This is a genomic window from Burkholderia sp. 9120 (assembly GCF_000745015.1).
In the GTDB taxonomy this organism is placed as follows: Bacteria; Pseudomonadota; Gammaproteobacteria; order Burkholderiales; family Burkholderiaceae; genus Paraburkholderia.
Map to the genome: position 1 here is coordinate 466,995 of NZ_JQNA01000001.1, position 25,463 is coordinate 492,457.

At 61.0% G+C, this 25,463-nt stretch carries 20 protein-coding genes and 1 tRNA gene; 6 read left to right on the forward strand and 15 right to left on the reverse strand.

All coding sequences use genetic code 11. The features are described 5' to 3' along the window. Positions 1-77 precede the first annotated feature (77 nt). From FA94_RS02015 to cysS, 13 genes are all read right to left on the reverse strand, one after another. On the reverse strand, positions 78-842 hold the full coding sequence (locus FA94_RS02015) for a glycosyltransferase family 2 protein (RefSeq protein WP_035546289.1): 765 nt from the start codon (positions 840-842) through the stop codon (positions 78-80). After that, positions 842-2,269, reverse strand: a complete 1,428-nt coding sequence (locus FA94_RS39025) for a hypothetical protein (RefSeq protein WP_051980290.1) — start codon at positions 2,267-2,269, stop codon at positions 842-844. The genes FA94_RS02015 and FA94_RS39025 overlap by 1 nt, the downstream gene beginning before the upstream one ends. 29 nt (positions 2,270-2,298) lie before the next feature. Further along, positions 2,299-3,420, reverse strand: coding sequence for a GDP-mannose 4,6-dehydratase (gene gmd / locus FA94_RS02030; RefSeq protein WP_035546294.1), 1,122 nt, complete (start codon positions 3,418-3,420; stop codon positions 2,299-2,301). 68 nt (positions 3,421-3,488) lie between these two features. Continuing rightward, positions 3,489-5,696 carry a GNVR domain-containing protein gene (locus FA94_RS02035; RefSeq protein ID WP_197070168.1) on the reverse strand — a complete coding sequence of 736 codons (2,208 nt, stop codon included), beginning with the start codon at positions 5,694-5,696 and terminating at the stop codon, positions 3,489-3,491. Positions 5,697-6,369: 673 nt separating this feature from the next. Continuing rightward, the gene (locus FA94_RS02045) at positions 6,370-7,365 is read right to left on the reverse strand and encodes a GlxA family transcriptional regulator (RefSeq protein ID WP_035546297.1); all 996 of its coding nucleotides are present in this window, start codon (positions 7,363-7,365) and stop codon (positions 6,370-6,372) included. A gap of 261 nt (positions 7,366-7,626) precedes the next feature. Then, positions 7,627-8,796, reverse strand: coding sequence for a glycosyl hydrolase (locus tag FA94_RS02050; RefSeq protein ID WP_081935641.1), 1,170 nt, complete (start codon positions 8,794-8,796; stop codon positions 7,627-7,629). A 401-nt stretch (positions 8,797-9,197) separates the two neighbouring features. After that, complete coding sequence (locus tag FA94_RS37690) at positions 9,198-9,782, reverse strand: glycosyltransferase (protein ID WP_081935642.1); 585 nt, start codon at positions 9,780-9,782, stop codon at positions 9,198-9,200. A 712-nt stretch (positions 9,783-10,494) separates the two neighbouring features. Continuing rightward, positions 10,495-10,588, reverse strand: a tRNA-Ser gene (locus tag FA94_RS02055). Positions 10,589-10,767: 179 nt separating this feature from the next. Next, positions 10,768-12,018 carry an aspartate kinase gene (locus FA94_RS02060; RefSeq protein ID WP_035546301.1) on the reverse strand — a complete coding sequence of 417 codons (1,251 nt, stop codon included), beginning with the start codon at positions 12,016-12,018 and terminating at the stop codon, positions 10,768-10,770. 374 nt (positions 12,019-12,392) lie between these two features. Further along, a complete protein-coding gene (tilS, locus tag FA94_RS02065) occupies positions 12,393-13,967 on the reverse strand; it encodes a tRNA lysidine(34) synthetase TilS (RefSeq protein ID WP_035546303.1) in 1,575 nt (524 codons plus the stop codon). 48 nt (positions 13,968-14,015) lie between these two features. Further along, positions 14,016-14,987 (reverse strand): acetyl-CoA carboxylase carboxyltransferase subunit alpha, encoded by a 972-nt coding sequence (locus tag FA94_RS02070; RefSeq protein ID WP_035546304.1) that lies wholly within the window; start codon positions 14,985-14,987, stop codon positions 14,016-14,018. Positions 14,988-15,108: 121 nt separating this feature from the next. Beyond that, positions 15,109-16,191, reverse strand: coding sequence for a DNA-3-methyladenine glycosylase family protein (locus FA94_RS02075; RefSeq protein WP_035546306.1), 1,083 nt, complete (start codon positions 16,189-16,191; stop codon positions 15,109-15,111). Between the two features lie 47 nt (positions 16,192-16,238). Then, a complete protein-coding gene (cysS, locus tag FA94_RS02080; protein ID WP_035546308.1) occupies positions 16,239-17,636 on the reverse strand; it encodes a cysteine--tRNA ligase in 1,398 nt (465 codons plus the stop codon). A 231-nt stretch (positions 17,637-17,867) separates the two neighbouring features. Between cysS and FA94_RS02085 the strand changes: the two genes are divergently transcribed. The 4 genes from FA94_RS02085 to FA94_RS02100 all read left to right on the forward strand — a co-directional run bounded on the left by FA94_RS02085 (position 17,868) and on the right by FA94_RS02100 (position 20,819). Continuing rightward, positions 17,868-18,671, forward strand: a complete 804-nt coding sequence (locus FA94_RS02085) for a tetratricopeptide repeat protein (protein WP_035546310.1) — start codon at positions 17,868-17,870, stop codon at positions 18,669-18,671. 48 nt (positions 18,672-18,719) lie between these two features. Beyond that, positions 18,720-19,301 (forward strand): peptidylprolyl isomerase, encoded by a 582-nt coding sequence (locus FA94_RS02090; RefSeq protein WP_035546312.1) that lies wholly within the window; start codon positions 18,720-18,722, stop codon positions 19,299-19,301. 156 nt (positions 19,302-19,457) lie between these two features. Further along, on the forward strand, positions 19,458-19,952 hold the full coding sequence (locus FA94_RS02095) for a peptidylprolyl isomerase (protein ID WP_035546314.1): 495 nt from the start codon (positions 19,458-19,460) through the stop codon (positions 19,950-19,952). 69 nt (positions 19,953-20,021) lie between these two features. Beyond that, positions 20,022-20,819 carry a UDP-2,3-diacylglucosamine diphosphatase gene (locus FA94_RS02100; RefSeq protein ID WP_035546316.1) on the forward strand — a complete coding sequence of 266 codons (798 nt, stop codon included), beginning with the start codon at positions 20,022-20,024 and terminating at the stop codon, positions 20,817-20,819. Between the two features lie 10 nt (positions 20,820-20,829). Here the strand turns inward: FA94_RS02100 and cysE are convergent, their stop codons facing one another. Both cysE and FA94_RS02110 read right to left on the reverse strand, forming a co-directional pair. Further along, on the reverse strand, positions 20,830-21,660 hold the full coding sequence (gene cysE / locus FA94_RS02105; protein WP_035546318.1) for a serine O-acetyltransferase: 831 nt from the start codon (positions 21,658-21,660) through the stop codon (positions 20,830-20,832). A 201-nt stretch (positions 21,661-21,861) separates the two neighbouring features. Further along, complete coding sequence (locus tag FA94_RS02110) at positions 21,862-22,701, reverse strand: RNA methyltransferase (RefSeq protein ID WP_035549090.1); 840 nt, start codon at positions 22,699-22,701, stop codon at positions 21,862-21,864. A 343-nt stretch (positions 22,702-23,044) separates the two neighbouring features. Between FA94_RS02110 and FA94_RS02115 the strand changes: the two genes are divergently transcribed. Together FA94_RS02115 and lplT are read left to right on the forward strand one after the other, a co-directional pair. Continuing rightward, a complete protein-coding gene (locus tag FA94_RS02115; RefSeq protein ID WP_035546319.1) occupies positions 23,045-23,848 on the forward strand; it encodes an inositol monophosphatase family protein in 804 nt (267 codons plus the stop codon). A 307-nt stretch (positions 23,849-24,155) separates the two neighbouring features. Next, on the forward strand, positions 24,156-25,454 hold the full coding sequence (gene lplT, locus FA94_RS02120) for a lysophospholipid transporter LplT (protein WP_035546321.1): 1,299 nt from the start codon (positions 24,156-24,158) through the stop codon (positions 25,452-25,454). The last annotated feature ends 9 nt before the right edge of the window (positions 25,455-25,463 follow it).

Sequence of the window (25,463 nt, forward strand, 5' to 3'; positions counted from 1 at the left end):
GCCGCCACACCACGCTCGCATTCAGTCTGACCGCCATCGTTCGCAACAGGATTGCCGATTTATCCGGCGCCTCTATTTCATGACACCCCTTCCCGAACCCTTCTCACGCGCCATTTCAAATGCGCGAGGAAACGTTCCACACGCGCGGCGACTTTTAGCCGGCCGCCCGATTCAACCTTTGCGCGATACGTTTCGAGGAATACGCCGACGTCACGTCGGCTGACACCACCCGCCGCCAATCGAACGGTGACCTGAGGAATAAAGGCCGCCGGCAGGGCATTGCGCGCACGCAACAGCAAGTCGTAGTCGCCGCATATCCGGTATCGGGTATCGAATACCCCGTACTGGGTGAACAGGTCACGATGATGCAAGGCACCCACATGGACGATATCCATTTTTCTCGAGAAGGCGGGCCACGACCACGCGTTGCCTACGACGCGTGTCTTGCCCGACTCGGGAACCAGTTCGGCTAGCGACGAAATGAACAACAGAGGTGGATCACGATGATCCCGGATGAACCTGATGTAGTTCTCGAACGCGTCCTCAAGGAGTAAATCGTCCGCGCCTAGAAAGCAGATCCAGTCTCCATGAGCTAGTCGCAGTCCTTTGTTCCACGCGTCGTAAATGCCCTCATCGGGTTCGCTTATGGCCGTCGACACGATGTCGCTCATGTCGCGTATCACGTCCAGCGTGCCGTCGACGGAGCCGCCATCGACAACGAGAAGTTCCACGTTGCGGTACGACTGGGCGGCAACGCTCTCGATCGAACGGCGCAGAACGTCCGCGCTATTCAAGGTCGCAATGACGATTGTGATGAGCGGGTTATCGCGTGTCTGATTCATCAGCGACGCACCTCTGAAGGCAACATGTGCGGAAACTGACGCTGCGTGACGCGAGCGACATGCTTCACGGAGGCTGACGCCACGATGCCGAGCAATACATAAAGCAGCGGATCGAAGTACTGGCCAGCCCGTAAGAAATACATGAGGAATACGGTTAGCAGGGACACGCCAAAGCAGAGTTGAAGCAGCGGAACAGGGTCTGACATACCGCCTTCCAGCCGTTCCAGGCGTGCGAGAGCCGCGGTCCTTGCTGCCAGCACCACGCTGAGAAAGAGCCCGGTGAGACTCACTAGTCCAATCCATCCGGTCTCCGATAGCAGCCTTGCCCCGAGACCCGCGGCGTCGACGGAATTAAGGCCGTACAGGTTCGGATGGCGATAGACGACTTCGGGCACGTAGATTTCGTACGCAAACGCGTGAGATCCAAGTCCACCACCCAGCAAAGGGCTCGCGTGCATGTTGTCGATGGCGACCTTGAGGTTCCAGCTAACGGCCAGCATGCTGATTTCCTCGGTGTCGATCGTTTTTTCGACTGAATCCGGGTTCCACAGCAAACTAATAGAAGCGATCTTTGCAGTAAACGGCGGCCCTGCGAATACGACGAACAGGAACATCGTCATCCCTGCGATCGCTACCATGGAGACGCCGATCAGGAGCGCTTTTGCACGAACCCGTCGCGTAAATGGAACCAGCAGAACGAGTGTCATACAGACCTGTATCAGTCCGAGGAGCGAAATCGCCACGGCGTATGCCGCAACGATCGATAAAGCAGCCCACAGGGGGATGATGTTCTTGAGTACGTTTTTGAAACGGATGCCCAGACACCCGCTTCGCACGAGCGCGAGGCTCAACGCGAAGCCGAGATAACGCGTAAAGTGCGCAGGCTCCGTCGCCCAGGCGCTCGCTCGAAAGAGCGGCCCTATCATTCCCCCACCTCTCCATATCTCGCCGCCCGCGATATCGTCGAGAAAACCGAATGTCAGGAAAGTTTGGAACGGCGTGGTGTTCCAGACGATGAACTGCGCGATCGCGACAACCGCGAATAGTCCAAACGAAATCGCGGCGCATCTCGCCAGGGATACCAACACCTCGGGACGGCGCGACAATTCCATCGATACGAAAGCTGCCAGCATCAGCGCCGTCAGAATCCCGGCGAATTGAACCAGTCCCTTTGAAAGAGATTGAGCGCCGAACGGGCTTGCGATCATGCCTTCGACAACGCTTATAACGAAAACAAACAGGAACACATTGGTCGACAGGTCGAACGCCGGAATCCAGTGGCCGGTATGGAGTACTTTAATCGTCCCTGCTACGACGACCAGAACCATCAGCAACTGCGTCACATTCACATAGGCGCCACCGTCCGTGAATCTTCCGATGGTGTACATCGGAATACTCATGACGAGGAGTCTGATCAGTGTGAGCATGTCGGATTCCGATCCCAGGGATAGTCTGGCTATTCGTTGTGAGCGAAAGCGCGGAACCCGGCGAGCGTAATGAGCGCATCACGCTTCGCAACCTGAAAATCTGCCATGACCATTTCTTTGACCAACGAATGAAATGAGGTTGTCGGCGCCCAGCCGAGCTTCTCGTGAGCCTTTGAAGGGTCGCCGAGCAGTGTCTCCACTTCGGTCGGCCGGTAATAACCGGGATCCACGCGAACCACGATGTCGCCAGGCGCCAGTCTGAGCTCCTTGTTACTCACCCGCTCCACCACCGCCACTTCGTCTACCCCTGTTCCCTGAAATCCTAGCGTGATTCCCAACTGATCCGCCGCGCACTGCACGAAATCACGCACACTGTACTGAACCCCGGTCGCGATCACGAAGTCTTCAGGCTGCTCCTGCTGAAGCATCAGCCATTGCATCTCGACATAGTCGCGCGCGTGCCCCCAGTCCCGGCACGCTCCCATATTTCCCAGATAAAGACAGTCCTGCAAGCCGAGCGCGATACGGGAAATGGCTCGCGTGATCTTCCGCGTGACGAAGGTTTCGCCCCGGACAGGCGATTCGTGGTTGAACAGAATGCCGTTGCAGGCGTACATGCCGTACGCTTCGCGATAATTGACCGTTATCCAGTAGGCGTACAGCTTCGCCACGGCATACGGACTTCTCGGGTAGAAAGGCGTTTTCTCGTTCTGGGGCACGGTCTGGACCAGACCATACAATTCCGACGTCGAAGCCTGATAAAAACGTGTCGTCTCTGCCAGGCCCAGAATCCGCATCGCTTCCAGGATTCGCAAAGCGCCTAGCGCGTCGGCGTTGGCGGTGTACTCGGGTTCTTCGAAAGACACAGCCACGTGACTTTGCGCCGCGAGGTTATAGATCTCGTCCGGCTTCACGCGCTGAATGATCCGCAAAATGCTGGACGAATCGGTCATATCCCCGTGATGAAGATGCAGCCGCCGCGCCGCGGCATCATGTTCGTCCTGATAGAGGTGATCGATGCGATCGGTGTTGAACAACGAGGTGCGTCGCTTGATTCCGTGAACGTCGTATCCCTTGTCGAGCAGGAACCCGGCAAGATAGGAGCCGTCCTGTCCGGTAACGCCGGTTATCAACGCAACTCTTTTCGACATACCCATCTCCACGATTTAGGGAAAGCGTTGCCGGGGCCGATCCGGCGCCGGAAAGGACTCGACGTCGCTCAGGTCCCGTTGGCCTGCAATTTGCCGTCTTTCGGCCCATATCCCAGCGTCCCGGACGGAACGTCCGTGAAAAGAATGCCTGTCACTTCTACGCCGCCCGTCGCCAGGCGACTCAGCGCTTCCGACACCTCGGCCGCGGGATGCTTGCCGTGGCGAACGGCGACCATTGTCGTGTCGCAATGTTTGCCAATAATCGTCGAATCCGTAACGGCCAGAATCGGCGGGGAGTCAATGACGACAAGATCGTATCTATCGCCTGCAGCGGAAAGGATCTCTCCCAGACGTGGCCCCATCAGCAGGTCGGCTGCATAGAGGGTCTGCGTGCCACGAGGAATGAGATCGAGTCCCGTCACCACGTCACGCCGCAATGCGTCGCCGAGTGAGCCGCCTTGCAAAAGGTCAGAGAAGCCCGGGCCTTCCGGCACGTTGAAGCAGGCGTGAATTCTTCCATTGCGCATGTCACCGTCGATGAGAAGCACACGCTTGCCGCCGACGGCGAGGACGGTCGCGAGGTTGACAGCGAGGAAGGATTTCCCTGCACGTCCACTGGAACTCGTAACCATCGAGATATTGTTGAGGCCAACGACCTTGCTTGCTTCCATCGCGGTACGCACGCCTCGAATTCCCTCGATGGCGGCGTCGGTCGGTGAGTCAAGCGCCAGCACCCGTTTTTCATTGGTCCTGCTTCTCGACTCGCCCTCCAGATGCGCCTGCTTATTGCTATGAGGGATAACCGCGACAACACCGATGCCAAATGCCTGTTGTATCTGGGTCGATCTCTCGAGCCCCGGAGACAGACCGCGTCGAAGCAGAGCGAGTCCTGCTCCGAGTACGGGACCCAGAATTGCGCACATCGCGACGATGACCGCCGGACGCGGCTTTACCGGACTGTCCGGAACCATTGCGCGGTCCACGATTCTCGCGTTGCCCACGCTTCCGGCTTTGACCACACTAAGTTGCTGGGCGTTATTGAGCAGGTTCGTGTACAGCTCGGTATTGACGCGGACATCGCGCGCCAGGCCCAACGCGACACGTTCGCTGTCGGGTAAGGACTGCACCCGCCGGACAAGCGCGTCGTGCTCCTTCTTCGCCGAGGCAATTTTCGCGTCGATAGAGGTGAGTAGCGGAAATCCGTCCTTATAGCGCACGACAAGATCATCGCGTTGCTGCTGAAGTACCCTCATCGTGCTTTCGATCTCGACAATCTGCGTCAGCAGCGTGCGACTTTCCAGGTCGAGATCTACCGATCCGATTTTGTTTCGGAACGCGTTGTATTGCAACTCGGCCTGCTCCATCTTTGCTCGAAGCGTAGGCAACTGTGCATCGAGGAACGACAGCGATTGCTCCGCCTGCGACGAACGATAAGCAACATGCTGCTGCACGTATTGCTGAGCGATCGTGTTCAACACTTCCGCGACGTGCTTCGGATCGTGGCCCTCGAGCGATACACCGATCATTCCCGATTGGTTCTTCCTCTCCGAGATGGCGAGCGCCTTCTGAAGCGCTTCGATGGTTCTCCACATGGATTGCGCCCGAACGACAAAGCGGTCGCCATTCGCGCCGACCAGCCCGGAGACGAGCAGATGGACGTCGCCCGATGCAAGACGAACTGTCGTTTCTTCGCCTGCCCTGCCGTTGCCCACCAGATTGCCACCAGGGTCAAACAACGAAAACGTCGAATCGGGGCCGGCCTCGATCGAAAACTCCTTGTTCAGAAGGTCTTCCGGAACATCGAAACGCGTCACCGTGATCGAACGTGGATGTGGCCGAAATCCCAGACGCCCCAGGAGCGAATTCTGCCCTTCGCTTTGTCTCTCGAGGCTTGCCAGCATCGGGCCGATCACCGGAACATAGTAGGGATGCGCGGTGATATCCAGATGCAACTTCTTCACCGCCTCACTCACAACCAGACGTGAGCGAATCAATTCCATCTCGGCATCGGCGTCACCCTTTACCTTGCTATCGAAGATCGCCGAGAGCCGCCCCAGTGATTCGGTGTCAGTCGGGTTCGTGTCGCCGGTCTCGATCTGAATCAGCGAATCGGCGCGATACACGGGCGACTGAAGCACCGCATACAGGACCCCGATGCCGACGACGATCAGCGTGACCATGACGATAAGGCGCCAGCTCCTTTGCAAGGTCCGGGCATAGTCCGCCAGATAAACCGTGTCGGCGTCCAGGGAATCGTTGTACGAAGTCTTCGTCATAGCCACCATCGACGGTTCATTGATGGGTTAGCAGAGCGTGCTCACGCGATCGCGCGTGGCGAATCTGATTCTCGCCAACGTGAAAGGAATATAAGCGCAGCACCCTGATGAATTCGGTCGAGACGGAAATCGGCAAGAAGTTGTCGGCCTTCGCCCATCGCGAGTGAGAAGAGCCCGGCTTCAGGTCTCCCGCGCACCCGCACACCTGAAGACATGTGATCAGACAGGCCGGCTCGCCGACCTTATCCAGGCGCGGCTCGACAAGCATTTGTCCGATCGGGCAAGCAGATCTGCGATCCTGGAATCGACAACCGAACGCGCGACCCAAATACGACGCGCTGACGAGTGTGGCTGCAACGAGGCCACGGAGTGAACGCCACTGCCGGAATCAGACGGTATGGGTCGTCTATTCCCGCGTCCAACGCAGACTCGATCTTCCTGGTACTACCGCGGGGATAGCGCCATGAAAATGGCTAATTTGGCAACGAGGCATTGGCCGCCCTCTACCCGGGCAATCTCGGACTCAAACAGAGCCGGCAAATCATTGCGGACGCGGCAAAGCTTCTCACGTGGCGTGCGGAAATGCATGACCAGCCACGGCTTGCGGGTGCCGCGGATCTCGTCATGCCGTCGAAGCCCGGTCCAATGCAGTCGAGCAGCCGACCTTCACGTGTCAACTTTTTCGTCGACTTCGTGCCCGAAACTCGGTAGGAGACATTGAGAGCTCTTTACGGAAAAGCTTCGAAAGCCTCTCTCCGTTACTAAGGCCGGTTCTACGAGCAATCTTGTCCACCGGAAGATCGCTATTCGCGAGCATTTTGCACGTCAGGTCGATCCGCGCGCGAAGGAGGTACTTTGAAGGTGTGACGCCAATCTCCCGTTTGAACAGGCGCAGAAAATTACGCTCGCTCATCGACGATCTCCGCGCCGCGTCACCCACCGAGAGGGAATTTGTGCAGTTCTCGGCGAGCCAGCGCGCCGACGCATGCGCCTTTTCGGTGAGCGTCTTTGCATCTGTCTCTTCGAACGCGGGGGCCAGCGAGTGGTGACCGCCCGAACCGAGACGATCCGCCACGCGCACGGCGAACTCCAGGCCCAGATCCGTCTTGAGCAGTGCGAGCGAGGTCATCAAGGCCTGATCGCGATCGTGCTCCGGCGCACTTGCGGATGAAGACTTGAGGTGAATATCCTGCTTCAGGGAAGGCCAGTCGCGCCGCGTCACGCCGGCAGCCGATAAAACCATATGGCCGTTTCCGATCGCAGCCACGCGAACGCTTCTCGCACAAACCAGTCGCAGCAGGTCGATGAGGTTATCGTCGGCTGAAGCGCGCGCGACACCGCTTCCGCCGGGAATAAAGAGGATGTCGAGAGAATCGACGTGACGCGCGGCCAAATGCTCTGTCCAGACCGACATTGACGACGAGCACAAAACCGCCCCGCCACGAGGCGAGACGAGGTTCACGCGATACGTAAGTGATTGATCAGAACTTTTTGATTGCAGGTCATTAGCGGCTTGCAGAGCTTCGGCAAGCGTACCCGCGGAGAGCAACGAAAATCCTTCGTACAAAATGATACCAACTTGCTTCACCACGTTCGAACGCTGCACGCAGAGCGCGCTTTCTCGGGGACAAGCCGTCGGTGCGAGCGCCTCGGATGAGGTTGGCGTCATGGAGCCTCCAGGTCGATACGTTTTAGTTCGTCACATGGAAAGAAGGCAGGACTATACGTTTTGGCGGGACTTCGCTTTTTGCGTCTTCAGCGATATTATTGCTTTGAGTAATAAGGCTACACGTACAAAAAAGAACGCGTTGTGACGGTAATAAAATTAGGTTTCCATATAAGTCACGATTTTCTCTTGGATGACGAATGACGTCACACTTCAGATGGAAAATCCTCAGTCAAACGACTGAGGATTGACCCACGCGAAAATCTACGCGTTTTGACTCGCGATGTAAGTCTTCATTGTGTTGTACCGGGGTTTGGCACTCGACGGGTTGCTCAGCAGGCCATATCCGGGATCGCTCGGCGAATCATACAGTTCGAACCACGAGACGCCGATAATGTTGTACTCCGCGAGGTTTTTGGAGAACATCGGCATCCCGACAGTATCGTTCGTAATGAACGCCTGAACGTTGGCTTCCGTATCTGGCCTCGATCCGAACTCGGTGATCCAGATGGGTTTGCCGAACGTGTCGCGTAACGTCGCCAGAACGTTGGTGGTCCCGTTGGCGTTGGTGATGTCGCCCATGTCCGAGTACCAGTGATACATCGTGACGTCCCAGCGGACGGTTGGATGACCACTCGTTCCGTCGGGTTGCTGCCCGAACCATAGCGCGATAGAAAATGCAGTGTGCAACCAGCCTGCGGTTGCAGCGCACATGATCGGCGTTTTCGCGTCGACCGTTTTGATGCCATCGATCAACCCGCGCAGCGCGCCCCGGCACAGAATGAACGCCGTCTGGTCATACTGGTCGATCGTGCTGCCGTCGTAGGTTACGTTGCAGAGCGCGTCGAATTCGCCGCCCAGTTCATAGTAAGGAACTTTGCCTGCCAGGAGCTTTGCCACGCCCGCGCCAAGGGTGAAGTTGTCGTTGTATGCCGCAGTTTCGTCGGCGTACTGAAGCGGCGAATTTCCAACGATAGTAGGCAACACAGCGATCCCGGACATGTTCGGGATGTTGTTTGCAATGGTCTGGGCGTGCGCCAGTTCGAAGATTCCCTGCCGATAGTGAGTGAAGCCGAGGTCCTTGAGCGTCGCAACCTGCGTCGAGAGGGCGGTGTTATAACTCCCGCCTTCGCTCCAGTGTCCATTCACGCCCCAGGTCATCGACCCGTTGGATGCAGCTGGGGTGGCAGCGGGGGTGGCACTCGATTTCGGCTTGCGGGCTCTGTTCTGAACCGCAGCGGTATTGGCCGGCGAGGAAGAAGAACCGCCTCCACAACCCGCCATCAGCATGCTTCCGGCGCCCGCTGCCAATGCTTGCAAGAATCCGCGACGGCCTAACCAATTCTCACGCGGAAGTTGCGTTTCTGTTTTGTGCTGCGACTGCTCTACATCGTTCCGCGAACCCGATTGCTTAGTAATACGTATTGATTTCATCTTAAACGTAGAAAATCCACATGCTCGCTGCGAAGCGCATGCGGTGATCGAACTATGCTGCTATCGATTGAGTTAAAAGACAGTGCAAAACGACATCGGCCCGCACTGGTAAAGCGTGCGATCCGTGCAGATATCCCAATGAATTGCCGCGAGTTGAATTGCCCGGATTAGGGCCAATACGGCTAAAGGGACGGGACAGACAGAGCCTATTTTTCCCGCAGGATCTGGATCTTTTATCGGAGTATCAGTCAGAAGTCCTTGACAGATATTCTTGCAAAAAATGGGACCAGAGTCGCTTTGCGTTTAAGTGACCATCTTACCATATGAGGAAGAGCGCTTCCTCGGCGGCGGCGCCCCAGGAAGGCTTCTCATGAGCGTCATTTCGGCCTGCGCGTGGCCCGTCAATGGCCAGGCGGTTCAATGGCACGTTCCTCGCGATCGAACCACGTACTCGGGGAAAACCAGTGCTTTGCCCGGTTGCTGGAGTGATGAGGATCGAGGTATTCCGTTAGGTATGCGATGCGTCCATTTACATGGGTCGCCGGTTGGAGGAGATGTTCATAGTGGACGTATTGCGGCTTGAACAAGCGTACTGGATTACGGCAATGTGGCATACGTCTGGACCAGCTTTTTCGCACGTACGCACGTCGTCCGATTTGAAACGCAACGACATCTCCCGCCGAACGAACGGCGCGGAGAATTTCCGCAGCAAGCGCCGACGAGACCCGCTCATCGGCGTTCACGCACAACACCCAGTCATGTTTGAAATTGATGTCACGCAGGCCCCATTCCCGGCGAGCGGGCCAATCATCGAATCGTCTCGAAGTTACTTTAGCACCGACCAATTGGGCGAACGCGACAGTTCGGTCCGTGCTCGACGAATCGAAGACGTGGATGTCGTCGCACCATTCGACAATCGTTTCAAGACACTCAGGCAGCCGTTGCTCCTGGTTTCTTGTCAGCACGAGTACGGAAATTTCGCTCATCTTGCCTACCCGAGCTTGATCGCGGTTGGAGAACTTATCCTAGTGCGCCCGTCGCAAGATCGACCGCCATGGCGGATTCTTTCAAGCTTTTGGCGGATCGAACCCCAGAGATCGTGGCCGGCGTCTCGCTGCGACGTCGGCACTATCCGACAACGGGTCGCGGATTTCACCGGAATTGAGCCTTGGGCAGCTTGAGCAATTTGTCTTGCCGCACGTCACGGCAGGAATTTCGACCGTCGATCCATTATCGAAAACCAGGTCGGCGAAAGCAGCGTCAATCAAATCATCCGGAAGCAGCCTTCCGGCAGAGTGATTTGCTGCACGGTGAGATTTCGATATGACGGCATCGTGGTGCGTCGACGTCATCCCGCCGTCTCGCGGTGCGCGTGGTCGACTACTGCGCAAGCCGGACCGCATCTGCCCTGATCGGGCTTCGGGCTACGACAAGTATCTCCGGGATCCCCAGATCGATTACCCGACGCGACGAACCTCACGGTAGCGGTCTCGGGGAAGTGTGTTGGCTCGTCGAACGCAGCCATGCAGGCTGCACGGACGGCGCCGTCTTCGCACGCGATTTGAGCGTCAAGCGGGAAACAGTCGGCCTGTACGAACGAGCTCTGCAGGAAACCGCTGCATTGGATGGCCGCATGTAGACCGCACAAAACAAAAACCCCGCAGAGCCTAGACTCTGCGGGGTTCTCTCTACCACTTCTGGCGGAGACGGAGGGATTCGAACCCTCGATCCAGGTTTTGGCCCAGATGCTCCCTTAGCAGGGGAGTGCCTTCGACCTCTCGGCCACGTCTCCCAAACTTTCGGTTGCGCAGGGAGTCAGCGCAACGAAGCCAAGATAATAGCGGGCCGATCCGGGAAGGTCAATGTCTGGCGAACATTTTTTGTGCCAATTTCGTCATCGGCGACTTGATCTGTTCACATTGGCCGCGCAAAGCAAACGGGGCGCTTCTCAGCGCCCCGTTTTTCAGCAGATTACGCCTGATCCAGTTCGAATGCCTTATGCAGCGCGCGCACGGCGAGCTCCATATACTTCTCGTCGATCAGCACCGAAATCTTGATTTCGGAGGTCGAGATCATCTGGATGTTGATGCCCTCTTCCGACAGCGTGCGGAACATCGTGCTCGCAATGCCCACATGCGAACGCATGCCGACGCCGACCACCGAGACCTTCGACACCTTCAGATCGCCCAGCACCTGCTCAGCCTGCACGTGACCCTTCACCTGGGTCGTGAGGATGTCCATGGCGCGCTGATAGTCGCCGCGGCCCACGGTGAACGTGAAGGCCGTTTTGCCTTCGACGCTCTGGTTCTGGATGATCATGTCGACGTCGATATTCGCGTCCGCCACCGGGCCGAGAATCTGATACGCGATACCCGGCTTGTCGGGCACACCCATCACGGCGATACGAGCTTCGTCGCGCTGAAACGCGATGCCCGAGATGACTGCTTTTTCCATGGTCTCGTCTTCTTCAAAAGTAATCAGGGTGCCCGACTTCATTTCGGCGTCGAGCGGGATGAGCGGATCGGTCAGGCTCGACAGCACGCGCGTCTTGACCTGATATTTGCCGGCGAATTCCACCGAACGGATCTGCAGCACCTTCGAACCCAGGCTGGCCATTTCCAGCATTTCCTCGAACGTCACGCGATCGAGCCGGCGCGCCTCTTCGACCACGCGCGGGTCGGTCGTGTAGACACCGTCGACGTCCGTGTAGATCAGGCACTCGTCGGCCTTCAACGCAGCCGCGACCGCAACCGCCGACGTATCCGAACCGCCGCGGCCGAGCGTGGTGATATTGCCGTCCGGGTCGATACCCTGGAAGCCGGTGATCACCACCACCTTGCCTGCTTCGAGATCGCGCAGCACGCGCTCGCCGTCGATCTCCATGATGCGCGCTTTCGTGAACGCGCTATCCGTTTTGACCGGCACTTGCCAGCCGGCATAGCTGACCGCGTCGACGCCGGCTTCCTGCAGCGCGATGGCCAACAGGCCCGAGCTGACCTGCTCGCCGGTGGCGGCGATCATGTCGAGTTCGCGCGGGCTCGGCTGCGTGGTGATTTCTTTCGCGAGACCGAGCAGGCGGTTGGTTTCGCCGGACATTGCCGACGGCACGACCACCATCTTGTGGCCGGCCTTATGCCATTTCGCGACGCGCTTGGCGACGTTCTTGATGCGCTCGACCGAGCCCATCGAGGTGCCGCCGTATTTATGTACGATGAGTGCCATTGTCGTTCTGAACTGAAGGAGAAACCGCGCTGGCGCGCTGGAGACGACCGCACAAAAGCACAGGGGCGCAACGTCTCGTGAACGGCGGCGAAGTGTGTGGCGGCGTAGATGCAGCGCGCGTGCAGCACGCGCGGATTTGCCCGTGATTGATCGCTAATGGCTTACCGGGAATTTCGGATCACGATCGGAAAACCGACACAAGCGACGGCAAAAGCGGGCCGGGCAAACAGGTTAACGTACCCGATCGAGCGCAAAAAGACAAGCCGGAGAGGCCGTGGAAAGGCGTCGAATAGCGGCTGCAAAGGCTTGTCCGGGGCGGATTGGCGTGTGCGCGCGATTCACCGGTTGGATAACCGGGTTGTCCGACCGGTCGGTCAGGCGATCGTCAGATCTTCGCGCCAACTGATGCGAATGCGGAGTTCGGTCGCGTTGCCGGGATCCGCAAGCGTCGCGCGGTTGACGCCGAGCAAGGGCACGAACAGCAGGTCGTCGCCGAGGTAGAGCAAGGGCACGTCACGCTTCCATGCCGGAATGCCGCGTTCCTGGAAGAGGTTTTTCAGGGTGCGGCTCGGCGCGTTGGGCGACGCATTCACCCGCATGCGTTCGCCACCGCTGCGGGAGCGGGCGGTCAGTAGCGCACGTTTCAATACGCTGAGAGGGATCGTGTCGGGCTCGTAGGCGGGTGCGGGTGCTTGAGCGTCGAAATCGGATTGGCTGTGGGACTCTTCAGAAACGCCGTCGCGCGGGCCGGGTGCGGAATCGCCTTCGTGTGGATGTCGAGGCGCTTCAATCCCGCCCTGCTCCACCACCGCAAACACAAACGTCCCGCGCCATTGCGGCAAACGCCAGATCGACTCGCCCTGCCACACCAACTCACTCACCTCACGCGCGACGAGCGCTGTCTCGTCGGCGGGCTCGCGACTATCGCCCGCCTCCCAATACACGAGCCCGCGATAACTGCGCAACGCCTGCCCCGCGTGATCGATCCGTAAGCGATGACCGTCGTCCGCGATCCCGACTTCGCGCAATTGACGCAATGCATCGCCGAGTCGCGCCGTCGATGCCGCGACGAAGCCCAGCGTGCGCATCCAGTAACGCAGCAGATTGAGCGCGCGATCGTCGTCGAGCGCGAGCAGCGCGTCGTGCGACAACGCGTGGCCTTCATCGCGCGAGATCGTGTCCATATCGACGCGCGCGAGATCGTCGAGCAGGCGCTGCGCCGACGCCGCATGCGCCGCCGTGCGTGCGAGCGCGTCGCGGAAGCCGGGGAAGTGAACGGCCAGCGCGGGCGTCACCTCGTGACGCAAGGCATTGCGCGCGTAGCGGGTATCCGCATTGGACTCGTCGTCGATCCAGCGCAACGCGCGTGCGCTCGCGTACTGCTCGAGTTGCGCGCGCAGCAGATGAAGCAGCGGCCGCACCCGCACCGCTGCCGCGCCTGAAGGCGTGTACTCGGGCGCCATCGCCGCTAACCCAGCGAGACCCGCGCCACGCAGCAACTGCAGCAACACCGTTTCCGCCTGATCGTCCGCGTGTTGCGCGAGCCACAACGTCTGAACGCCGTGTGCCGCGCACATCGCATCCAGCGCGCGATAACGCGCGTCGCGCGCGGCGGCTTCGACACCGACACCCGCGTCGCGCGATATCTCGACCCGACGCGCATCGAATTCAACGCCGCGTTCGCGCGCGAACGCTTCGCAGTGCGCGAGCCACGCGTCGGCATGGGCGCTCAAACCATGATGCACATGCAGCGCGATACAACGCGACGCACCGGCCACTCGTATCGCAGCGTCGAGCAGCACGCTCGAGTCCACGCCGCCGCTAAAGGCGATCGCAATCCGCGCGTCGCCCGGCAGCGGCAGTGGCAATGACAACGGCCGTGCAGATAAAGAAACGCCGACCGCCTCGAGAACGAGGCGGTCGGCGGATGAATCGGCGGGGGTGGTCACGTCGCTAGCGCGTGCTGCGCTTCTGGACGAAAGAAAACACGCGCGGGCTTACGCACCCGGCGTCGTTTCCTTGAACTTGCCGTACGCCATGAGCCGATCGAAACGGCGCTGACGCAGGTCGCTGATGCTCATGCCCTGGAACTGACGCAGCGAGTCGGCGAGCGCACGGCGCAACATGGCGGCCATGCCCTTCGGATCGCGATGCGCGCCGCCGAGCGGCTCGTTGACGATCTTGTCGATCAAGCCAAGCGCCTTCAGACGATGCGCGGTCAGGCCCAGCGCTTCCGCGGCTTCCGGTGCTTTCGCGGCGCTCTTCCACAGAATCGACGCGCATCCTTCCGGCGAGATCACCGAATAGGTCGAGAACTGCAGCATCAGCACGCTGTCGCCCACGGCGATCGCGAGCGCGCCGCCCGACCCGCCTTCACCGATGATGGTGGCGATCAGCGGCGTCTTCAGTTCGGCCATCACGTACAGATTGCGGCCGATCGCTTCCGACTGGCCGCGCTCTTCCGCGCCGATGCCGGGATAAGCGCCCGGCGTGTCGATGAACGTGAAGATCGGCAGGCTGAATTTTTCAGCGAGGCGCATCAGGCGTTCGGCCTTGCGATAGCCTTCCGGACGCGGCATGCCGAAGTTGCGCAGCGCGCGCTCTTTCGTGTCGCGACCCTTCTGATGACCGATCACCATGCAGGCCTGGCCATTGAAACGCGCGAGACCGCCGACGATCGACAGGTCGTCCGCATAGTTGCGGTCACCGTGCAGTTCGTGGAAATCGGTGAACAGCTCGCTCACGTAGTCGAACGTGTACGGGCGTTGCGGATGACGGGCGATTTGCGAAACCTGCCACGGTGTGAGGTTCGCGTAAAGATCTTTGGTGAGCTGTTGACTCTTCTTGGACAGCCGCTCGATCTCTTCCGAAATATCGACGGCCGAATCGTCCTGCACGAAGCGCAATTCTTCGATCTTCGCTTCGAGTTCAGCGATCGACTGTTCGAAATCCAGAAACGTGGTCTTCATTGGTTGTAATCCTTGGACTTACCGGCAGCGCGTATTCTAACCGCGCGCGCCAATGTCTAAACCCCCTCGCAACTATCAGATGCGAATGAGCGATAGTTTTCGAGATGGCTCGTTCTTGGGTTCAGTATTCGACCGGCAACGGATCGAGACTACGCCACATATACCAGGTCGCAACGGTTCGCCACGGCTCCCAGTTTGCCGCGACCTCACGCGCTTCGCTGCGCGTGACCGGCTCACCGCTGAAATAGTTGACGCTGATCGCGCGGATCAAACCGAGATCGTCGAGCGGCAGCACGTCCGGACGCGACAGATTGAAGATTAGGAACATCTCCGCAGTCCAGCGGCCGATGCCGCGAATCTGCGTGAGTTCGGCGATCACCGCCTCGTCTTCCATCGTGGTCCACTTGCCGACGTGCAGCGCGCCCGACACGAAGTGCTGCGCGAGATCGAGCACGTACTCCGCTTTGCGCCTGGACAAACCGCACGCGGTCAGTTTTTCCTGACCGAGCTTGATGAATTGCTGCGGCACCAGCTTCGGACACGCGGCTTCGACCTTGGCCCACACCGCCTGCGCGGACGCGACCGAAATCTGCTGCCCGACCACCGAGCGCGCGAGCGTGACGAACGGATCGCCACGACTCAGCAGATGCACCGGACCGAATTTCGGAATCAGCTTCTTCAGGATGCGATCGCGCTTGACGAGGTCCGCGCACGCCTTGTCCCAATACGCGGGCCGCGTCTCTTCAGGCGTGAGCCCGCCGATCTGCACCGGCACCGCGACTTCGCTCGCGCTGCTCCCTTCCCCGCCCGCGCTCGACGACGCACGCGTCTTGCGCACGACTTCGCCTTCGTGACCTTCTTGCGTGACGCGCGCGAGTTCCTGCACGTCGCCCGCGAGTTCGGCCGGCAATACGCCATTGCTCTTCGCACGCGGCGCTTTGGCGCGCTTGGCAGACGCAGACGTCGGCGCCGACGCATGTGCGAGGGCCGATGCGCCATTGAGCGCACGCTTCGCAGCCGGCTTTTTCGCCGTGCCCGATGCCACGCCCGTTGCGCTCTTAGCCGCCGCCCCACCGGCTTTCGACGATGCTTTTTTTACCGCGCCGCTGCCGCTACGAGCCGACGTTCGAGTCGACTTTGCGGCGGCTGCCGCGCCTGTTTGAGACGTGGCTCGTTTAGCCGGCGTCTTCGTGGCCGTTGCCATCCTGCCTCCTGCCTGGCGAGTCGATCAGAGGGATGTACGAGGTGCGCTCACACGCGCCGCCACTCGGTCAACCCGCCGGGTTTGTCTTCAAGTGCAACGCCGGCCTCGAGCAATTCGGCCCGGATCCGGTCTGCTGCCGCATAGTCCTTCGCCTGCTTGGCGGCCACGCGCGCCGCGATCTTCGCTTCGATCGCGGCGGGCTCGAGCGCGCCTTCGGCGGCGACGCCCGCGGCCTGCTGCAGGTATGCACGCGGCTCACGGCCGAGCAGCCCGAGCACCGCGCCCAGCGAGCGCAGTTGACGGGCCAGCGCGGGGTCGCGCGTGCGGTTCACTTCAGTAGCCAGTTCGAACAACACCGACACCGCGACCGGCGTGTTGAAGTCGTCGTTCATGGCAGCCTGGAAACGTTGCGCGAACGGTTCGTTCCAGTCGAGCTCAGTGCTGTCGGGCGTGACGTCTTTCAACGCGGTGTACAAACGCGCGAGCGCGTTGCGGGCGTCGTCGATATGCACGTCGCTATAGTTCAACGGCGAACGGTAGTGCGCACGCGCAATGAAAAAACGCACGACCTCGGCATCGTACTGCGCCAATACTTCGCGGATCGTAAAGAAGTTGTTCAACGACTTCGACATCTTCTCATTGTCGATCTGCACGTAGCCGTTGTGCATCCAGTAATTCACGAACGTTTGTCCGGTCGCGGCTTCACTTTGCGCGATTTCGTTTTCATGGTGCGGAAACTGCAGGTCCTGCCCGCCGCCATGAATGTCGAAATGTTCGCCGAGCAACGTGCAGCCCATGGCCGAGCATTCGATATGCCAGCCGGGACGGCCGCGGCCGAATTTCGAGTCCCAGCCGGTGTCGGCCGGCTCTTCCGGTTTCGCTTTTTTCCACAGCACGAAGTCGAGCGGGTCCTGCTTCGCGTCGTTCGCCGCGACGCGTTCGCCCGCGCGCAGATCTTCGATCGATTTGCCGGACAGCTTGCCGTAGCCCGCGAACTTGCGCACCGCGTAGTTCACGTCGCCGTCGCTCGCCTGATAGGCGTAACCGTTCGACTCGAGCTTCTCAATCATGCCGAGCATCTGCGGAATGAAGTCGGTTGCGCGCGGTTCGACGTCGGGTCGCGCGATGCCCAGCGCGTCTGCGTCTTCATGCAAAGCGGCGATGAAGCGATCGGTCAGCGATTTGATCGTCTCGCCATTCTCGACCGCGCGCCGGATGATCTTGTCGTCGATGTCCGTGATGTTGCGCACGTAGGTCACCTCGTAACCGAGCGTGCGCAGCCAGCGCTGCACGATGTCGAACACGACCATGACCCGCGCATGACCGACGTGACAATAGTCGTACACGGTCATCCCGCAGACATACATCCGCACGACGCCGGGCTGCAGCGGCACGAAGTTTTGCTTGTCACGCGCGAGCGTGTTGTAGATGCGCAGTGATTCCATAGAGAACGGTGCGTGGGCCGAAAGAAATCCGCAATGTGTTTCATGCGCGCCGCGCCCCGCGAACTGACGGCGGGTGCGTCGCGTACAGCAAAACCGGTGCAGCGGGTGCGGCGGTCAGGCTGCGATCAAGGCGGAGACGACCACGAGTGGCGAAAAGACAGTTTGCGGTTCGACGGAACGCGCAGACCTTTTGTTAGAATGGGTCGGAGTATAACATCCAGACCTGAGCCTATGAAACCTTCCAGCGGCCGCGCGCGCAGCGCTGCGACCCTCGCCGCGACAGCCTTTGGTGGCGTCGTGCGCGGCATGTCCCGTGGCGTTGTTCGCGACTCCACGCGTGTCCTCGCCTTGCGCGTCACCCTCGCTGCCACGCTGGCGATTGTGCCGGGCGCCGCCGCGTTTGCGCAGAAGGCGTCGACCTTGCCGCAAGGCCCCGCCGTGCGCGACAACACGCCGGAAATCGACACAACCATCGCGCAGAAAAACTGGCAGGCCGCGCTGACCCAGCTCGACGCGCGCATCGCGTCGAATCCGCGTGACGCGCAGGCCAAATTCAAGCGCGCCACGGTGCTGGCCCACCTGAATCGCGACGACGAGGCGATCACCGCGTTTACCGAACTCACGCAGTTGTACCCCGAGCTGCCCGAGCCGTATAACAACCTGGCGGCGCTCTACGCGAAAGAAGGCCGTTATACGGAAGCACGCGGCGCGCTCGAAACGGCAACCAAGGTGAATCCCAGCTACGGTCTCGCCTACGAGAACCTCGGCGACCTCTATCTGCGCATGGCCAATGAGGCCTACCGTCGCGCGCAAAGCCTGGGCAAGGCGAGCGCCACGACCACGCAGCGCCTCGCGGACATCCAGAAGATCGTCTCGCCGCCGCAGAGCAAAACGCCCGCCGTGAAAAAAGCGGCCGTCGCGCCGGACGATTACACGGCCCGCGCCACCTCGAACATGACCGACTCGTCCAGCTTCCAGTTCGGCGGCTCGAACGGCTCTCTCGCCATGCCGCCCTACATGGCGCCGTCGAAGTAACGCCACGCTGTTTTCGGCACATCGTTTTTTCCAACCCTGAGGATCTTCATGAAATGGTTGATGTTGGCGCTCGGCAGCGCCGCCCTGATCGCAAACGCCCCCGCTTTTGCCCAGTCCGGTTCGCAAGCCACGCATCCGTCCGTCCTCTTCAAGACGTCGGAAGGCGACATCCGCGTCGAGTTGTATCCTGAGAAAGCGCCGAAGACGGTCGCCAACTTCCTCGACTATGTGAAGTCCGGCCAGTACAGCGGCACGATTTTTCATCGCGTGATTCGCGGCTTCATGATTCAGGGTGGCGGCTACACGCAGAGCTTCGCCGAGAAGCCGACGCGCGCGCCGATTCCGCTCGAAAGCCGTAACGGTCTGAAGAACGCCGCCGGCACGCTCGCCATGGCGCGCACCAGCGATCCGAATTCGGCCACCGCGCAATTCTTCATCAACACGGTGGACAACGCCGGCCTCGACTATCCGAATCCGGACGGCAACGGTTACGCGGTGTTCGGCAAGGTCACGAGCGGCATGGACGTCGTGAAGAAGATCGAAGGCACGCCCACCACCTCGCGCGGCCCGATGAGCGACGTGCCGGCCAAGGCCGTCGTGATCGAGTCGGCCACGGTAGTCGGCAAGTAACGCGAGTAGCGCAAGTAACAGCAAGCAACAGCAAGCAACAGCAGGTAGCAATCAGCAGCAGGCGCTCAATCTACGCCCCGGCGCGGACCGCCGTCATCGCATCACGTGACGGGCGGCCGCGCTTTTTACCCACCTCGTTCATCAAAGGATTCCATCATGGTTGAACTGCATACGAACCACGGCGTCATCAAGCTCGAACTGGACGCTGAGAAGGCGCCGAAGTCGGTTGAGAACTTCCTCAACTACGTGAAGGCCGGTCACTACGACAACACGGTGTTCCACCGCGTGATCGACGGCTTCATGATCCAGGGCGGCGGTTTCGAACCCGGCATGAAGCAGAAGCCGACGGCTGACGCGATCAACAACGAAGCCAACAACGGTCTGAAGAACGTCAACGGTTCGGTCGCGATGGCACGTACGAACGACCCGCATTCGGCGACCGCGCAATTCTTCATCAACGTGAACGACAACGACTTCCTGAACCACTCGTCGCCGACGCCCCAGGGCTGGGGCTACGCCGTGTTCGGCAAGGTCGTCGACGGTCTGGACATCGTCGAGAAGATCAAGAAGGTCAAGACGGGTTCGAAGGGCTTCCATCAGGACGTGCCGGTCGACGACGTCGTGATCGAAAAGGCTGTGATCGTCGACTAAGCGGCCATGGCGCGCCCAACGCGCGCCGTGCACGCGTCGACTCGTTCGAACTGATATCAGGCACCTTCAATGCTGCAAGAAACGCCGCTGCGAAGCGTCGCCGCGGGCGTGCCTGGCGAGGGCAAACGCCCGCACGCCGCACGCCCGTTTTTTTTCCTCTCCGACATTCACTTGAGCGAGGCGATTCCGCACACGGTCGCCGCGTTCGAGCATTTCATCCGCGTCACGGCAGAGCAGGCGGATTCGGTTTTCATTCTCGGCGATCTGTTCGAGTACTGGATCGGCGACGACATGCTCGTCGAGCCGTTCGCCGGCCGCATGGCGACGCTGCTGCACACGCTGTCGGAGCGCGGCATCGCGCTCTACATCATGCATGGCAATCGCGATTTTCTGCTGGGCAAGCGCTTCATGAAAGCGGCCGGCGCGATCTGGCTGCCCGATCCGTTCGTGATCACCGCGTTCGGCACCCGCGTGGTGCTGGCGCATGGCGATGGGCTGTGCACCGCTGATCCTGGCTATCAGGCGTTCCGCCGCTTTGCACGCAGCCGCTTCGCGCAGTTGCTATTTCTGGCGTGGCCGTTTCGCTGGCGTCAGTCGCTCGCGGAGAACATGCGCTCAAAGAGCGAGCAAGGGCGCGCGCGGCCCGTTTCGCCGAAGTACGACGTGACGTCGAAGGCCGTTGCGGCACTGTTCAAATCGTCGAACACGGCGACGCTCATTCACGGCCACACGCATCGGCCGGCGCGGCACCGCGAAGCCGCGGGCACGCGCTGGGTGCTGCCGGATTGGGATCTCGACCACGGCGAGCGCCGTGGCGGTTATCTGCGGATCGATGCCGAAGGGATTCGGGCGCTGCCGCTGGATTGATCGCGGTGGTTCAGCGCTCCGCTGACGCTGCTGTTTCCACCTTCCCCGCGATCGCGGCCGACAAGCGCCGCAAATCGAGCAACGCCGCGTCGGCGCCTTGCAGCCCTTCCAGACTCGTGCCCAGCCGCTCCAATGCGCCGACGATTTCGTCGATGCGTTTCGACTGCGTGGCCGCATGATCGATCAGCCCGTGAATGGCGAGCGACACCGGATCGTCCGCGTTCGGCGTGATGCCGTAGGCGCAGAACGCACTGCTTGCGCTCGCGCGTTTCGCTTCCTGCGGCGCGGCGCCGGTCGCAACACCTGCCGCAGCCACCGCGGCCGCCGCCGGCACGATGATCCGCGCCGGATTACCCACCGCTGTACCCCGCGCGGGCACCGGTTTGGTGACCACCGCGTTCGAACCGATCTTCGCTTCCGCGCCGATCGTGAAACCGCCCAGCACTTTCGCCCCCGCGCCGACGATCACGCCGCGCTCGAGCGTCGGATGCCGTTTCGCGCCGCGCGTGAGCGACGTGCCGCCGAGCGTCACGCCCTGGTAGATCGTGCAGTCGTCGCCGATCTGCGCCGTCTCGCCGATCACCACGCCCATTCCGTGATCGATGAACACGCGCCGCCCCACCGTCGCGCCCGGATGAATTTCGATGCCGGTCATGAAGCGCGCCATCTGCGACACGAAGCGCGCGAGCCAGCGGCGCCGCGCCTGCCAGCACGCATGTGCGAGCCGGTGCAGCACGAGCGCGTGCAGGCCCGGGTAACACGTGATGACTTCCCAGGCGCTGCGGGCGGCGGGATCGCGCTCGCGGATCGTGGCAATGTCTTCGCGAAGTCTCGTGAACATGGCAGGGATTGTGTCGTGGGAGGAAAGATTACCGGCACAACGCCGCGGTGGAACACCACACGCGACGGCATGCTTGCCGCATAGCAGACCGGCAGCTTTGCTTAGAACGTTTCGAGCGATTGTAGGGCGATTGCGCGAAACCTGCCGGAAGCCCACGCTGCCGGCAAGGTCGTCGATTGCGACGCGCGACTTGACGCGGCCTTAAGACGCGTCGCCGTTCGGGTGGCGGGTTTTCAGCAGAATGTGCTTGGCGATGCCGCGCACGATATTCACTTCCTCGCGCTCCAGACCGGACCGCGCGAACAGCCGCCGCAGGCGCGACATCAGCTTCTTCGGATTGGCCGGATCGAGAAACTCGAGCGCGACCAGCGCACTTTCCAGATGCGTGAACATGTTTTCGATTTCGTCGCTGGCCGCGCGGGGTTCGGCTGGGTCGCCGTGCGCCGCGGACGCTTGCGCGGCCGTTTGCATGGCCGTGGACGCCGTGGTATCCGTCGACAGATACGAAGTGCGCAACTCATACGCGAGCACCTGCACGGCCTGCGCGAGATTGAGAGAACTGTAGGCCGGATTGGCCGGAATATGCACCAGCGCGCTACAGCGTTCGACGTCCTCGTTCGACAGGCCCGTGCGCTCGTTGCCGAACACCAGCGCGATCTCGCCGTGTGCCGCCTGCTCACGCGCGACGCCGGCCGCGGCGCGCGGCGTGCCTTGCGGCGGCCCGTATTCGCGCAGCCGCGCCGTCAGCGCGACCGACCAGTGCACGCCGCTCAGCGCGTCGGCGAGCGTAGGCACGACGTGCACGGAGGCCAGCACGTCGCCCGCGCTGCTCGCCATGGCGATCGCTTCCGGATCGTTTTGCACGTTCTGCACGCGCGGCGACACCAGCACGAGGCGCGAGAAGCCCATGGTTTTCAGCGCCCGCGCCGCCGCGCCGACATTGCCGGGATGACTCGGCTCGACGAGCACGAAACGGGTCGAGGTGAAGCCGCCGCGCAACTCGGCCACGGCGGGATCGGAGGAATGGTGGGTGTGGTCCACGATGGCGTTCTGCAAGACTAAAGACGCGTATGGTAGCGCCAAGGCCGGCAGCGGTCCGATTTACCTGTAAATACGGGCAAACCATGCCTCGCCGCCCGGGCTCACGCAAAACTCAGGTAAAATAATGAGATTCGCGTCCGGTTTTCGTCTGCCTGCCAAAGACACCGAAAGGTCCGGCGCCTCGTTCTTATCCAATTCGTCTCCGTCGGCGGAATGCGCACCGGTCCTGTACCGGGCGAGCGTTCCGTGCTGTTTTCGCGCCTCGCAGGCGCCCTGTCAGCGCAGGTTTAGCGCTTATTTACCGGCCAGCAGCCGTGCTGCCCCGGCACAAGGATCCAGTCTCATGCATCCCATGCTCAACATTGCTGTGAAGGCCGCGCGCCGCGCAGCCCAGATCATCAACCGCGCGTCGCTCGACCTCGACCTGATCCAGGTCAGCAAGAAACAGCACAACGATTTCGTCACGGAGGTCGACAAAGCGTCTGAAGCGGCGATCATCGACACGCTGAAGACCGCCTACCCCGATCACGCGATCCTCGCCGAAGAATCCGGCAAGTCGGATAACGAATCCGAATTCCAGTGGATCATCGATCCGCTCGACGGCACCACCAACTTCATTCACGGCTTCCCGTACTACTGCGTGTCGATCGCGCTCGCTCACAAGGGCGTCGTGACGCAGGCCGTGGTCTACGATCCGACCCGCAACGACCTGTTCACCGCTTCGCGCGGCCGTGGCGCGTTCCTGAACGACCGCCGCATCCGCGTCGCCAAGCGCGACCGTCTGGCCGACGGCCTGATCGGCACGGGCTTCCCGTTCCGCGAAACCGACGGCCTCGCCGCCTACGGCCGCCAGTTCGCTGAAATGACCGAAGCCTGCGCGGGCCTGCGCCGTCCGGGCGCGGCCGCGCTCGATCTGGCCAACGTCGCTGCCGGCCGCATGGACGGTTTCTTCGAGCAAGGCCTGAATCCGTGGGACGTCGCCGCGGGCAGCCTGCTGATCACGGAATCGGGCGGCCTGGTGGGTAATTACACGGGCGACTCGGACTTCCTGCACATCGGCGAAATCGTCGCGGGCAACCCGAAGATCTACGCGCAGATGATCCCGATCCTGTCGCGCTACAGCCGTACCCGTCAGCAAGCAGGTTAAGCGGGACACGGCTGCGATTCTGGTGGAAAGGCTGAAGCCGGGACCGTCAGATTCACGTGCCAGATTCACGAGTCAGGTCCGCGTCATTGCGCGACCGAACGGTCTTGAGTGTCGGCTCAGGCCACACCCAAAGAAACACGAAAAGCGGCTTCGGCCGCTTTTTCGTTTGGCTCGCCTGCATCGCGCAGGCGTTCGTGCTACAAAGCGGGATGCCGCGCCGGCCCGATCGATCGCCGGTTGCGTTTTGCGCGTCTTTCGCTGCGCCCTGCCGTGCGTCAAACCTGATGCACCGCTTCCGATCCGCTTCATGAAAAAAGGCTTCTACACAATCATCGCGGCGCAGTTCATTTCGTCGCTCGCGGACAATGCCCTGCTGATCGCCGCCATCGCGCTGCTCTCCGTGATTCGCTCGGCCGCCTGGGTCACCCCGCTGCTGCAGATTTTCTTCACCGTCTCCTACGTGTTGCTCGCGCCGTTCGTCGGCGCCTTCGCCGACGCCATGCAGAAGCGGCACGTGATGTTCGTCTCCAACGCGCTGAAGGCAAGCGGCTGCCTGATGATGATTGCGGGCGTGCATCCGATGATCGCGTACGGCGTGGTCGGCTTCGGCGCGGCCGCGTATTCGCCCGCCAAATACGGCATCCTCACCGAACTGCTGCCCGCCGACAAACTCGTCAAGGCGAACGCGTGGCTCGAATCGGCGACGGTGCTGTCGACCATTGTCGGCACGATGGTCGGCGGCGCGCTGATCAGCACGGTCGCCGACAAATTCGTCGCGCATGCGCATTGGCCGCTGATCCGCTCGTCCGCCGATCTGGCGATGTTCGCGACCATGGTCACCTACGCGATCGCCGCCGCGATCAACATTTTCATTCCCGACACCGGCGCGCGTTATCCGAACCGCCTCACCGAGCCGAAGAAGCTGGTCGGCGATTTCTATCACTGCTTCAACGTGCTGTGGGCCGACAAGCTCGCGCAGATCGCGCTGTGGGTCACCACCTTGATGTGGGGCGGCGCGGTGACGCTGCAATTGCTGGTGCTCAAATGGGCCAACGTGAATCTCGGGCTGTCGCTGTCGAAGGCAGCGGTGATGCAAGGCGTCACGGGGCTCGGCATCGCGGTCGGCGCGGCGGCCGCGGCGGCGCTGATTCCATTGCGCAAATCGTTGCGGGTGCTGCCGGTGGGGATTCTCACCGGCGCGGTGGCGATCGCGGTGGCGTTCTACAACAAGGATCTGTTCCCGGCGGGCTCGGGCATTCGGATCGGCACGTACGTGCTGCCGTTTTACATTCTGTTCGCCTATCCGCTGATGATCCTGCTCGGCGCGTTGTCGGGCTTTTTCATCGTGCCGATGAACGCGATTCTGCAGCATCGCGGCGCGACGTTGCTGTCCGCGGGGCATTCGATCGCGGTCCAGAACTTCAATCAGAATCTGGCCGTGCTGCTGATGCTTGGGGTCTACGCGTTGCTGCTGACCGCGAAGCTGCCGGCGCAGTGGATCATCGTCGTGTTCGGCAGCTTCATCACGTTCATGATGTGGCTCGCGAAACGGCGTAGCGCGGTGAACGAGCGCAAGGTGGATATGCGGGCGATGGTGGAGGAGTGAGGGCGGCGC